Consider the following 12,773-nt stretch of genomic DNA (forward strand, 5'->3'; position numbering starts at 1 on the left):
CCATGAGAAGCGTCGAGGCCCAGCTCCTGCACCGCCCGCCCGGCCTCACCGCGGGCGACGTCGTCCGGCACCTGACCGCGATCCAGGCCCAGGACGTGCCGTCCGCCCTGCTGGCCTTCCGCGCCCGCTCGGCCACGCTCACCCCGGCCGCCGTCGAGGCCGCCTGGCAGGCCCGCGAGATCGTCCGGACGTGGGGCCCGCGCGGCACGCTGCACTTCGTGCACGTCGGCGACCTGCCCTGGATGCACACCCTCACCAGCAGCGACACCGCAGCCCTGCGCCGCCTGCGCCAGGAGGGCGTCACGGGCGACGACCTGCTCCCGCTCATCACGGACGCCCTCGCCGGCCAGGGCCCGCTGACCAAGGCCGAGCTGGAGGAACGCCTGGCCGGACGGGCCCGCGGCCAGGGCGTCGTGCACCTGGTGGCGCTGGCCGCCCATCACGGCCTGGCGGTGCTCGGCCCGTCCCGGGCGGGCAAGCCCACGTACGTGCACACGGGGGACTGGCTCGGCGCGCCCGTCGTGCCCGAGCCCGACCGCGGGCGCGCGCTGAAGGAGCTGGCCGTACGCTACCGGCGCGCCCACCACCCGGCCGGCCCCGAGGACCTGGCCGCCTGGTCGGGCCTGCCGCTCGGCGAGGCCCGCGCGGCCTGGCGGGCGAGCGCCGTCCAGGACCCGCCCGAGCCGGGCGAGCCCGTCGTACGCCTCGCCCCCGCCTTCGACGAGTACCTGATGGGCTGGCGCGGCAGGGACGCCATCCTCGCCCCCGAGCACGGCGCCAAGGTGTTCCCCGGAGGCGGCATCCTGCGCCCGGTCGTCCTGGCCGGCGGGACGATCAGGGGCGTGTGGTCCAGGAAGGGCGCGCAGGTGAGCGTGCTGCCGTTCGACGAGCTGCCCGAAGGCCCGGTCCAGGAGGAGATCGAGGACGTCCGCCGCTTCCTCACCGGGCGCTGAACGTACCTTCTCGGACGGGACGGTTGCCCGCCGTGAAAGCGATCCGGCGCATCGGGTGATACAAGACAGACCACTCGATGCACCGGAAGGCTGGACAATGACGGGGGAGACCATCGCGACGGCGGTGCCGTGGGCCGCCCGCGCGCCCGGCGAACGCACGCTCGACGAACACTTCGAGGAGGTGTTCGACCGGTACTTCGGCGAGATCCACAACTACGTCGCCCAGCGCCTCGGTCCCGACCACGCCGAGGACATCGTCGCCGAGACCTTCCTGACCGCCTTCCGCAAGCGCGCGCACTACGACCCCTCGCGCGCCGGCGTACGCGCCTGGCTCTACGGCATCGCCACCAACCTCATCGGCAAACAGCGCCGGCTGGAGGCCCGTACCCTGCGCGCGCTCGGCCGCTTCGGGCCCGACGCCGACGCCCCCGGCCACGAGGACGCCGTCGCCCTGCGCGTCAGCGCCCAGAGCCTGCGCCCGAACCTGGCCGCCGCCCTGGCCGAACTCGACCGGCGCGACCGCGACGTACTGCTGCTCGTCGCGCTCGCGGGGCTGAGCCACGACGAGATCGCCACCGCGCTCGGCATCCCGTACGGGACCGTGGGGTCGCGGCTCAGCCGGGCACGCAGGAAGCTGCGCGGCCTGCTCGGCGCGCACGTCCTGGAGGAGGCCACCCATGCCTGACCCCCGTACCTCCGACGCCCCCTTCACCTCCGACGAGCTGCGCTCCATCCGCGACCTGTACGGCGAGCCGGAGCCCGCGCCCCACGCGCAGACCCGGGTGTGGCGGCGGGTCGTGGCCGCGCGCCGCCGCCGGCGCCTGTCCCGGCTGTCGGCGTTCTCCCTGGCCGCGACCGCCGCGATCGCCGTGGCCCTCGTACTGCTCCCCGGCACGCCGCCCGCCGTGCCCGGCCGTTCGATCCTGCTCGCGGCGGCCACCACGGCGGCCTCCGGCCGGCAGGCCGCCTACTGGCACATCGCCAGGCTCCACGACGGCGACCGCCTGACCGAGTTGTGGGCCACCAGAGACGGCCAGGCCTGGACCTGCACCCTCACCCCCGCCCCGGGCACCTCCGCCCCGGGCACCTCCGCCCCGGGCACCCCCGCCCCGGGCACCCCCGCCTCGGGCGACGGCTGCGTCGGACGCGCCCGGATCGTCCCCGTGACGGGCCGGTCGCCGTTCAGCATGGCGGGCCGCGACCTGACGTTCCGGCAGATCCAGGAGCTGCCCGCCGACCCGGCGGCGCTCAGGGAGCGCGTGGCCGCGATGTTGCCCGCGGGCTCGGCGGGACTGCTGGCCGACGCGCTCAGCGGCCTGCTGTGGAGCAAGCCGTCGCCCCCCGCCGTACGCGCCGCCGCCTACCGGGCGCTCGCCGACCTGCCCGACGTCCGCTACCTGGGCGGACGCGCCGACCCTCGCGGCCGTCCCGGCGAGGCGTTCAGCTACCCGCTGCCCACCGGCGTCCGCCGGACGCTGATCATCGACCCGGCCACCTCGCAGGTCCTCGCCGGCACCGACGCGGGCGGTACGGGCGCATCCCAGGTCGTCCTGTCGGCAGGCTGGACCGACCAGGCCCCCGACCTGCACTGACCCACCCTCACCCATCGGACGCGTGACCGCCGCGCGGCGAGTTCCGCGTGCCCGGAAACAGGAGCCGCGACGTGTTCTGGCGTGCCCGCACGACCACCGGCAGGGCCATCTGCCTGAGCGACCAGTTCCCCGCCGCCGACGTGGCGGAGGTGATGCGCGGCCAGGTCAGGTTCGCCGGCCTGCCGCCCGCCGACCTCGGTACGGAGATCGACTGGACCGCCGACCCGTACGGCAACCGTTCCTGGGCGCTGAACCTGCACACGCTGCGCTGGGCGGGCCGGCTGGTCGCCGCGTACGAACGCACGGGCGAGCGGGCCTGCCTGGACCGCGCGGCCGACGTGGCCGAGCAGTGGATCCGCGGCAACCCGCGCGGCGGGCACGGGGTGAGCTCCTGGGCGTGGGCCGAGCACGCCGTCGCGCTGCGCGCCCCCGTCCTGGTCTGCCTGAGCGAGCACGTACGCACCCCGCTGCTTTGGGAGAGCCTGGCCGCGCACGGCGAGGTCCTGGCCGACCCGGCGCTCTACCGGGCGGGCCACAACCACGGCCTGGACCAGGACATCGCGCTGCTGGTCGTCGGCTGCCGGCTGGGCCGGGCGAAGTGGCGCGACCTGGCCGTACGCAGGATGACCGCCTCGGCCGAACTGGCCGTCGACGCCCAGGGCGTCCTGCACGAGCAGGCCCCCCGCTACGGCCTGTACGTGCACCGCCGCCTCGGCGTGGCCCTGCGCGCCGTCGCCGAGAGCGGCGCCCCGGTCCCGGCCCGGCTCGCCGCCCGCAGGACCGCGCTGGAGGGCTACATCGCCCACGCCACCCAGCCCGACGGCCGCCTGACCCCCATCGGCGACAGCCCGGCCGACACCCGCGCCCCCGGCTTCCCCCACGACGGCCCGCCCGTACGCGTCTTCGACGCCGGCTACGTCTTCGGCCGGACCGCCTGGGACGACCCGCGCTCGGCCCACTACTCGATCAGATTCGGACCCGGCCGCCGCCTGCACGGCCACGAGGACCACCTCGGCGTCACCTACTGCGCCCAGGGCCGCCGCATCCTGACCGAAGCCGGCTTCCACTCCTACGAACGGACCGAGTACGCCGCCTGGACCCGTACCCCGCAGGCGCACAACGTGCCCGTCCCGACGTCCGGGACCTTCCGGCCCGGCACCGCCACCCAGCTGCTGAACGCCGACCTCGGCCCCGACCAGCAGTCCTTCGAACTGGCCGACGACGCCTACGGCGTCACCAGAACCCGCCACGTCCTGGTCCGGCACGGCGACGACCTGCTGGCCGTACGCGACTCGGTGCCCTCGGGAACCCTCCGCAGCCTGTGGCACTTCGACCCGGCGCTGCGGGTGGTCGAACGACGCGCGGACGCGGTGGTGCTCGGCGACGGCGACCGGCGTGTCACCCTCCTGCAATGGCCCTCGGCAGGCATGGAACTAGGAACCACCACAATCGCCACCAGCTACCTACGCACCGAACAGGCCGTAACCATCACATCTGGAGCAGCCCCCACCGTCCTGACCGCCCTGATCCCCGGCCCCACCCCTCCCGACCTGGCCTCCCTCCACCTACCGTGGCCCTGGCCCGCGTAGGTGCGGCCGGTGTCGCACCTACCGCGAAGCTGGTCGGCGTCGGTACGGAAGGTCTTCGTCCGTCGCGGCAGCGGGGGCGTACCCGCGGAGGGCCGTCCCCTGCCGCGGAAGCGGCTGGCATGGCGTAGCCCCGGCCGAGCCAGGCATCTCCCGGTCAGGCAGCTCATTCGCGCCGGGGCAGGCGCGGAATGCCTCAGACACGGAATGCCACAGGTGCGGAATGTCTCAGGCACGGACACCTCAGGCGCGACGGCGCGCCGTGTTCACCAACTCACCAACCCCGGCGATCCGAGTGACAACCTTGCTGCCGTCCCCCAGATACCGAGGCGGCTTCCTGGCATGCCCGACACCCCCAGGCGTACCGGTCGCGATCACATCCCCCGGCCGCAACGTGAGGATCTCCGACAGGTACGCGATCAGCTCACCCGGCGAGAACACCAGATCAGCCGTGTCCGCCTGCTGCACCACCTCACCGTCCACCTCACACTGCATGGTCATCGCCCCGCTGATCTCATCCGGCGTGACAAGAAACGGCCCGAACGGCGTCGTCCCCTCGAACGTCTTGCCCTGCAACCACTGCAGCGTACGGCTCTGATAATCCCGAGCCGTCACATCATTCAGCACCGAGTACCCCGCGATGGCCGCCTCGGCCTCCTCCCTGGAGGCGTTACGCACCTCCGCCCCGACGATCACCGCCAGCTCGGCCTCCCAGTCCATCGCCCGCGACACGGCCGGAAGCTCGATGTCGTCGTACGGCCCGATCAACGCCTCCGCGAACTTCGCGAACACCGTCGGATACTCCGGCAACTCCCGCCCCATCTCCAGGATGTGGCTGCGATAGTTGAGCCCGACACAGATGATCTTCCCCGGCACCGGCACGACGGGCGCCAGATCGGCCGTCGACAGCGGATGCCGCGCACCGTCCGCCGCCGCCGCCACCTCCCGCCACCGCGGATCAGCCAGCAACATCCCGACATCGGGTGCCCCGACCTCCACGGCAAGCTCCCCGTCGATCCGCACAGCAGCCGTACGGCGCGGCAGCCGCAACGTCGCGAGCCTCACACGAGCTCCTCTCAATACTGACGCAGCCCCTCAAACAGGACACGCCAAAGCAACAACCAGCCCTACACCCGGACCCTCATGCCCACCACCCACTCACCCCGACGAGCCCCGAACCCCGGCCTCGAGACCCCACCACCTACCGCGAACAGGTCGCGTCCGTACAGGGCTTGGGACGCACAGGCCTCCGCCTTGGGCACCTGAGCCGAACCTGATCACCGTCCGCCAAACCCGCGCACAGCCTCCTCGGGGTTCACGGTGCCCAAGCTAGAGGAAGGCTTCCGTACCCAGCATCAGCGTTCTGCTATGAGGAACAAACCCTCATAACCCCTGGACTCGGTCGACAACGTGCCCCCCTCCTCCACACGCCACGCAACAAGAAACGCCTCAAGGCCCCCACCCCCGCAAGGAACCTGGCACCCCCATCACCCGCCACGAGCCCACACGTACCGACCCGCCCGTTCCTCACCTCAGCAGCGGCAGACAACCGCGCCGGCTCGCCCTACACGAACTGCGCACCCACGGTCAGGACAGACCCCGAAGTACGCCCCCTGACCAGGATCGAGCCCCCGGCAAATCCTGCACGAAGGCGACAGCCGCAGCACGATACTGCCCGCCACAAAACCTCGGGAGCAAGGTCCTGCTCTCCTTCCAACCCAGAGGAGACAGACTCGCGGCGCTCCAGCCCACCTCTCAAACCGAACTCGGGGCGATTCACGCCACCGCACCATCACCCAGACCAAACCAACCCTGACCGACGTCCCCGCCTCAGGCGCAACCACCACGGCGCCGGCCGCCGACGGTGATCGCGACCACACGTCATTTGGACGCGGTGAGCAGGAGCGGCTTGAGTTGCCGGAAGAACTCAACCGCATCCGCCAATGAATCGCGGCCCGGCGCCCCTTCCGTCACCTCAATGCTGAGAAGGTGTTCATAGTCAGACGTCCAGCCGTAGACGAAGGCGACCGTCTGGTCGCCGGCGTCCTCGCGCCGTGAAGCGAATCCCGGTCCCAGTCCTCCAGGCAGATCACGTCCTCCGGTGGTCGCCTTGGTGTTCTTCAACCCCTCAGGGCTGAGCGGAGACGGTTCATGGATCCTGATCACCAACCCCAGCTTGCCTTTCGAGTCGAGATCGTCGGCGACCGAGCAGGATGCGAACCGTCCTTCGCTCATTTTCGTTCCGATGGCTCTGTAGTCCTTGAAGCCGGTGGCAATCTGGATGGCGTTCGTCGAGATCAGGCCGCATTCTCGCGGAGTGGCGGTCACATTGCCCAAGGGGCGGGCGTCCGCCGCTGGGACACTTGGCGAGGAGCATGCCGTCACGAGGGTGAGCAAGGCAACGATGGGGGCGAGTAATGGTTGCCTTCTCATGAGGTACGCCCCACATAGTGCTTCTCCGCCTCTTTGAAACTGAGTGCGAGGGCGTCATCCGGCTGGTTGAAGACGCGGCCCGTCGTGTTCAACGACAGCCACTCCTCGTAGGCGGAGCGTTGGTCGGCGCTCATCTCGGCCCAAGGTCTGATGCCCTTGTCTGTGAGGAAGTGACCTGTCGCTCCAGGGGAGAAGTCCTCGTAGTAATACGGGTGCGTCTGGGCAGAGACCTCTCCGAACAGGCCATGGCGCATCATCACAGATGCCGTCAGATCAGTGAACATGTGCTTGGCCGCTCCAAGCGCGGTGTCCGCGTCCTGGCGAGCCTGCTCCTCGTGACTCGGCGTAACTTTGTCGAAGACCAGGCTCTCGGCCGTGTCGACCACTAGTCCGACGAACTTCCCCGGTGGTGTCGGGACCAGCCCGACGACCTGTTCGGTCAACTGCTTGAAGGTCCTCGTGCGGACGTCATCCGCTTTGGCCTTCTCGATCGAGGAGATGTTGGCCGCATCGGCGATTACCCAGGTTGTCATGCCGAGATCACCGACCGCTGCGGCGAATTCCGCGCCTCCGCTGCGAACCATGTGCTCCTCGAGAATGTCCTGGCGCATCTTGTCGAGTTGCTTCCAGGTGGCCGCCGGATGAGACTCCCGCCATGCCGTGAAGTCGCGTTCGACCTCGGCGGAGATCTTGGCCGCGAGTTCGTCCAGCATTCGGGCGGCGTAGAGACCGTGTGCGGCACTGACGGTCCGGAACGCGTCGTCGTCCTCAAAGAGCCACGTCATGGCCCTCTTGGTCTCATCCGCGTTGAACCTCGCACCATAAGGCTCCCGGCCACTCAGGTCCTTGTCCGGATCAAGGTTGGCCATGACACCTGGTACCTCCTTGCCGAAGAGCTGTGTGGAGCGGTGTACGTCGCTGATGTATTGGGTGAGGATTGCGGCGAGGTGGGGGCGGGTGGTGGGGAGGTTGGTCTGGGTTTTGGGGGCGCTCCAGAAGTGGAGCGCCCAGGAGGCGATCAGGGCGGACTTGTAGCCGCGTGACCCACCAGGCGGCAGGTCGTGGTCGCGGAACTCGGTGGTGGCGGCCTGGATGGCCCAGCCGAGCTCGGCGTCGGCGCCGCCGAGCCAGGGGTGGTCGCGCATCAGGTACGCGAGGGGCCTGCGGGCGGGGTCGGTGAAGAAGTCCTGGGCGACGGCGGGGTGGTGGGCCAGTGCGATCAGGGCGATGCCCAGGGGGCTGAGGTCGCCGGGGGAGACGTCTCGTGGGCCGGGCAGCGTCCAGGGGTCTCGGGGGAGGGTCAGGTCGGGGGGATGGGCCAGGTCCTCGTCGTGGAGTTTGCGGACAAGGGCGAGCAGGAAGGCGTGGTCGAAGTCGCCGTCCTGGAGGAGCCTCTTCACGGCGTACGCGGTCTGGGGGTGGTCGATGTCCTCGATCAGCCGGTCGGCGTAGTCGGCGGCCAGCCGCGTCCGGCCCACACCGTGGGAGGCGGTGCCGAGCAGCGTACTGAGCATGGTGAGGAACCTGTCCTGGATCGCGGTGTCGTAGAGGAGCGGGCGGCTGGACGGCGGGAGATCCGCGGAGTAGGCGCGTGAAATGAGAGATGTGAGTTCGCGCGGCGGGATCATGGTGAGGAAGGCCACGGCGAAGAACGGGTCGTTCTTGTGCCGTTCGAGTTCGGCCACGGTTTGCGCGTCCAGCGAATGGGACGTGATTTTCGTACGGATTTCGGCGGCCAGCGCGGTGGCGGACGCCATGCCTTCAGCGGGGGATTTCGAGAGCCAGCCGGATTCGTCGGCCCAGAGGACGCCGCCGCCTGTTCCCGATCGGCGGTCGGGGGTGGCGAGGATGAGGTCGAGGCGGCCCTGGAGGGAGGGGATCCGGTCGTTCATCTGGCGGCCGATGGACGACAGGTGGCCCGGTCCCCAGAGGGGTACGCCGAGGGTGGTGAGGGTCTGTTCCACTTGGCGGCCGACGTCCGGGAGGGTGTGGCTCGCCCGCTTCATGCCGTTGATGAGCTGGGTCATCAGGGCGGGGTCGATGCCGACGGACGGGGTCATGGGGTGGGCTCAGAGGGGTGGAGGGTGTCGAGAAGTCCCAGTGCGCGGGTGAAGAGGTCTTTGAAGCCTCGGTCCCAGGTGCGTAGGTCGGCGGCGAGGTTGTCGCCGGCGGGGCCCTTGAGCGCGCCGCCGTCCACCAGGCGGATGAGTGTGATCACGTCGTTGGCGTGTTCGTCGCGCAGTCGTTCGATGTGACGCCGGGCGGCGGTTATTTCGTGCTGCGTCGCCATCATCACCCGATTTCGTTGCGCTTTGTGGAGGGGAGGGCCGGGGTCGATGGCATATTAACCGGCGGGCCGCTGGAGGAGAAATGGGAATTGCGGTATCGGGTGAATCGGGCACGGGAGGGTGGTGAATTGCGGGAATGAATTCGGGGAGAATGTGGTGATGCTTCCGTTTGCGCCGTTGTGGTCGGAGGGGCGGGGCCTGAGGGGAGGGTCTCTGAGGGGCGGGCGTGAGCGGGGCGGATCGCTGAGGGGGGTGAGCCCAGGGGAGCGGGGAGTGGGCGTGGCAAGCGTGGAGCCGGTCGAGGGACGGGGGGTGCGGGCGCGCAGTTCGCGGACTCCTCGGAGGACCGAAGGCTGGTTGGACCGAGGTCTGGCCTACGTCGTGACTCTGCACCACTTCATCAGCCCCCTGTGGTTCCGGCTGGGCGTCGGAGGAGAAGGTGGCGCGCCTCTGCCGGTACGTGGCCGGTGGCGCTGATCCTGGAGGCGTCCCTTGCGCAGTCAACGAGCCCGACGTGATGGTGAACGTGGTCGAGCAGGGCGGGGCCGGGTAGGGGGCCGGCCCTTGGTCTTCGGGGGCCGCGTCCGGCCGTCGGTCAGGGGGTGGGGCGCGTGTCCGTCTCGCTGCTCGGCGGATGAACGGGCGCCCGGTCAGAGCCAGTTGCGGCGTTTGAAGACCATGTAGAGCACCAGGCACACCGCCGCCATCAGCATGATCGCGAACGGATACCCGAACAACCAGTGGGTCTCGGGCATGAAGTCGAAGTTCATCCCGTAGATGGTGCCGACCAGGGTCGGCGCGAACAGGATGGCCGCCCAGGCGGAGATCTTCTTGACCTCCTCGCCCTGCTGGATGCTGGCCTCCGTCATACGGGCCATCTCCGCGTTCTGGGCCTGAGTCACCAGCGTCGAGTTCACCACCAGGATGTTCTGCAACATCAGGCGGAAGGCCGAGATGCGCTCGGTCACCGTGATCGCGTGGTCGGCGACGTCGCGCAGGTAGCTCTGCAGTTCGTCGTTGACGCCGTACTTGGCCGCGCCGGCGATGAAGCCGTTGATCATGCCGACCAGCGGCGCGGTGGCCCGCTGGAACTCGATCACCTCGCCGGACAGCTCGTAGACGCGCCGCGACACCGAGGGGTCGCCGCTGAAGACCTCGACCTCGATCTCCTCGATGTCCTTCTGCAGCCCGGCCACCACCGGCGCGTAGCCGTCGACCACGGCGTCGAGGATGGCGTACAGGACGGCCTGCGGGCCCTGGCGCAGCAGGTCGGGGTCGGACTCCATGCGCTTGCGCACGCCCTGGAGGTCGGGCGCCTCGGCGTGGCGTACGGTGATCACGAAGTTGGGGCCGACGAAGACGTGCAGCTCGCCGAAGGCCACCTCCTCGACGTCGTCGAGGTAGCGGGCGGCGCGCAGCACGACGAACAGCGTGTCGCCGTAGCGGTCGGCCTTGGCGCGCTGGGAGCCGACGATCGCGTCCTCCAGCGCCAGCTCGTGCAGCTCGAACTCCTCGGCGAGCTTGACCAGCTCCCACTCCTTGGGCCGGTAGAGGCCGATCCAGGCCATGCTGCCGGGCATCTGCTTGAGGCGTTCGAAGGCGTCGGCGAGCGAGCCGGGGTTGTCGACCCGCTCACCGTGCTGGTAGATCGCGTTGTCGATGACGGTGGGCCGGTAGGGGGGCTCCTCGCCGGCGCGCGGGTCCATCGAGTGCTCCGGTGCCTCCTCGCGGGAGTCGCCGCTGCGCCTGAACCCCTTCACCCTGGCCATGCCCCTCCGATCCGGCTACTGGGACGACGCGAAGCCGTTGAGCTCCTGGGTCGCCCGGTCCCTGATGGTCTTGCGCCACATCGGCGTCCAGCCGAACAGCAGCCCGTTCGGTCTGCCGAGAGCCATTCTGGACCAGCGTCTGAAGTCGAACTCGTCGTGGTGGCGGACGATGAGGTCGTCCTCGAACCTGAACAGCGCGTCGATCTCGTTGACGACCGGGCGGCCGGTGCTGGAGAAGGTGTACTGGGCGGTCCAGTGGGCCGAGCCGCTGAACTCGTCGGCCTGGACGTCCTGGTACTCGGACTTCAGGCCGTCCCGCACACCGAGCTGCAGCCGCCACATCGCCATCACCCGGTCGCGTCCCTCGACCTCCTGGAAGATGGGATCGCCGAAGCTGACCTCGGGGTGGTAGCAGCGCTCCATGGCCGCGAAGTCCGCGCGGCCCAGAGCGTCGTAGAAGGCGCCGATGAGCGCCACGTGCCGATCGTTCACCTTGCCATCAGATCATGGCCGCACCGTTGTCCCAGCACACCGCCCGCAGCCACGCCTCGCCGAAGTCCAGGCGGGCGAGCGCGTCGAGCTGATGTACGTAGGGGTACGGAATCGTCGGGAAATCGCTGCCGAGCACCACCTTCCCCGCCAGTCCGAGATCACGCAGAACCGGGCGCAATCGGCGGGGAAAGGGCATGCCGCGCTCGGAGAAGTCCGTGAAGGCCATGGTGGTGTCCAGCGCGACCCGTTCGTAACGGCGGGCCAGGTCGAAGAACGGCTCGTACTCGGGCATGCCCAGGTGCGCGATCACCACCCGCAGCCGGGGGTGGGCGGCCAGCACCGCGCCGATCGGGCCGGGTCCCACGTGGCCGCCGGGTACGGGCACCGAGCTGGCGTGCACGACCACGGGCACGCCGGCCTCCGCCAGCAGCCCCCAGACCTCCGTCAGCTCGGGGACGGCCGGGTCGAAGCCGCCGACCTGGAGGTGCACCTTGAAGATCTTGACGCCGTCCGCGAGCGCCGCCCGTACGTAGCCGGCCGCGCCGGGTTCGGGATAGAACGTCGCCGACGGCAGGCAGTCGGGGTTGCGGCGGGCGAAGGCGAGCGTCCAGGCGTTGAGGTCGCGCGCCATGTCCGGGCGGTGCGCGTACGCCAGCGCGGGGAAGTGCCGTACGCCCATCTCGCGCAGCCTCGTCAGCCGCTCCTCGACCGGCCATTCGTACTCGATCTTCCAGCCGGCGCCCATCAACGGCCCGCCGTGGTTGAAGTGATGCCAGACCCGGCGTTCCATCCGTTCGGGCAGGAAGTGCACATGTAGGTCGATCAGGCCCGGTAGCCCGAGCCCGCGCCACCACGCCGGGACGTCCGCGTCAGAATGTCGTTCTGCGGCCACAACCGGGACTTTACCCGGCTAGTGTTTCTCCTCGATGGACATGCTCTGGGCCCACCTGATCAAGGTTCAGCCTGACCCCGACCCCTGGGTCGTGCTGGTCTCGGCTCTGGCCGCGCTCGCGGTCGTCGCGTTCCGCACACCCTGGCAGGTGTCGAGGGGGCTGATCACGATCGCCCACGAGGGTGGTCACGCGGTGATGGCGCTGCTCACCCGGCGCAAGCTCGAAGGCATCCGGCTCCACTCCGACACCTCCGGCGTCACGCTGACCAGGGGCCGCCCCAACGGCCCAGGCATGGTGCTGACCGCGCTCGCCGGCTACCTCGCGCCCTCGCTGCTGGGGCTGGCCGCCGCGTGGCTGACCGAGCAGGGCCGCATCACGTTGCTGATCTGGGGTGTGCTGCTCTTCCTGGTGTGCATGCTGCTGCTGATCCGCAACCTCTACGGCGCGCTGATCCTGCTGGTCACCGGCGGCGCGGTGTTCGCCCTGTCCATGTACGCCCCCGCCGAGGTCCAGCAGATCGTGGCCATGGTCGCGACGTGGTTCCTGCTGTTCGGCGGCGTCCGGCCGATCGTCGAGCTGCAGCGCAAACGACGTCGCCGGCAGGCCAGAGACTCCGACGCCGACCAGCTCGCCCGGCTGACGTTCCTGCCCGGCGGCTTCTACGTGTTCTTCTTCCTGCTCGTGGCCGCCGTGTCGGTGGTGTTCGGCGCGTACCTGATGAATCCGTTGGCCCCCTGAAAGCCGAAATTTCACATTAAGCTCACCGG

General features: G+C 69.9%; 13 protein-coding genes. 6 read left to right on the forward strand and 7 right to left on the reverse strand.

What is annotated here, in order from left to right:
• The first annotated feature begins 2 nt into the window (after positions 1-2).
• The 4 genes from IEZ27_RS06060 (at position 3) to IEZ27_RS06075 (ending at position 4,134) form a co-directional block, all read left to right on the forward strand.
• Complete coding sequence (locus IEZ27_RS06060; protein ID WP_189646290.1) at positions 3-953, forward strand: winged helix DNA-binding domain-containing protein; 951 nt, start codon at positions 3-5, stop codon at positions 951-953.
• A gap of 97 nt (positions 954-1,050) precedes the next feature.
• Positions 1,051-1,638: an RNA polymerase sigma factor gene (locus IEZ27_RS06065; RefSeq protein WP_189646291.1), complete on the forward strand. Its 588-nt coding sequence runs from the start codon at positions 1,051-1,053 to the stop codon at positions 1,636-1,638.
• Entirely contained in the window at positions 1,631-2,545 is a 915-nt protein-coding gene (locus tag IEZ27_RS06070) for a hypothetical protein (RefSeq protein ID WP_189646292.1), read from the forward strand. The genes IEZ27_RS06065 and IEZ27_RS06070 overlap by 8 nt, the downstream gene beginning before the upstream one ends.
• A 71-nt stretch (positions 2,546-2,616) precedes the next feature.
• Positions 2,617-4,134 (forward strand): heparinase II/III domain-containing protein, encoded by a 1,518-nt coding sequence (locus tag IEZ27_RS06075; protein WP_189646293.1) that lies wholly within the window; start codon positions 2,617-2,619, stop codon positions 4,132-4,134.
• A 240-nt stretch (positions 4,135-4,374) separates the two neighbouring features.
• Here IEZ27_RS06075 and IEZ27_RS06080 read toward each other — a convergent pair whose 3' ends face one another.
• The 4 genes from IEZ27_RS06080 to IEZ27_RS06095 form a co-directional block, all read right to left on the reverse strand.
• Entirely contained in the window at positions 4,375-5,196 is an 822-nt protein-coding gene (locus IEZ27_RS06080; protein WP_189646294.1) for a fumarylacetoacetate hydrolase family protein, read from the reverse strand.
• A gap of 816 nt (positions 5,197-6,012) precedes the next feature.
• Complete coding sequence (locus tag IEZ27_RS06085; RefSeq protein ID WP_229823427.1) at positions 6,013-6,459, reverse strand: hypothetical protein; 447 nt, start codon at positions 6,457-6,459, stop codon at positions 6,013-6,015.
• 101 nt (positions 6,460-6,560) lie between these two features.
• Positions 6,561-8,624 carry a hypothetical protein gene (locus tag IEZ27_RS06090; protein ID WP_189646296.1) on the reverse strand — a complete coding sequence of 688 codons (2,064 nt, stop codon included), beginning with the start codon at positions 8,622-8,624 and terminating at the stop codon, positions 6,561-6,563.
• Entirely contained in the window at positions 8,621-8,782 is a 162-nt protein-coding gene (locus tag IEZ27_RS06095; RefSeq protein ID WP_185844676.1) for a hypothetical protein, read from the reverse strand. The genes IEZ27_RS06090 and IEZ27_RS06095 overlap by 4 nt, the downstream gene beginning before the upstream one ends.
• 9 nt (positions 8,783-8,791) lie before the next feature.
• On the opposite strand from IEZ27_RS06095, the gene IEZ27_RS06100 reads away from it, so the two are divergent.
• A complete protein-coding gene (locus IEZ27_RS06100) occupies positions 8,792-8,992 on the forward strand; it encodes a hypothetical protein (RefSeq protein ID WP_189646297.1) in 201 nt (66 codons plus the stop codon).
• 510 nt (positions 8,993-9,502) lie between these two features.
• On the opposite strand, the gene IEZ27_RS06105 is transcribed toward IEZ27_RS06100, so the two are convergent.
• From IEZ27_RS06105 to IEZ27_RS06115, 3 genes are read right to left on the reverse strand one after another with little or no spacing between them, the layout of a single operon-like run.
• Entirely contained in the window at positions 9,503-10,621 is a 1,119-nt protein-coding gene (locus IEZ27_RS06105) for a magnesium and cobalt transport protein CorA (protein ID WP_189646298.1), read from the reverse strand.
• 15 nt (positions 10,622-10,636) lie between these two features.
• Positions 10,637-11,113: a nuclear transport factor 2 family protein gene (locus IEZ27_RS06110; protein ID WP_125635146.1), complete on the reverse strand. Its 477-nt coding sequence runs from the start codon at positions 11,111-11,113 to the stop codon at positions 10,637-10,639.
• 7 nt (positions 11,114-11,120) lie between these two features.
• Positions 11,121-12,005 (reverse strand): amidohydrolase family protein, encoded by an 885-nt coding sequence (locus tag IEZ27_RS06115; protein WP_189646299.1) that lies wholly within the window; start codon positions 12,003-12,005, stop codon positions 11,121-11,123.
• A gap of 34 nt (positions 12,006-12,039) precedes the next feature.
• On the opposite strand from IEZ27_RS06115, the gene IEZ27_RS06120 reads away from it, so the two are divergent.
• Entirely contained in the window at positions 12,040-12,744 is a 705-nt protein-coding gene (locus IEZ27_RS06120) for a M50 family metallopeptidase (protein WP_125635150.1), read from the forward strand.
• The last annotated feature ends 29 nt before the right edge of the window (positions 12,745-12,773 follow it).

It is taken from the genome of Nonomuraea spiralis (genome assembly GCF_014648435.1).
Taxonomy (GTDB): Bacteria; Actinomycetota; Actinomycetes; order Streptosporangiales; family Streptosporangiaceae; genus Nonomuraea; species Nonomuraea spiralis.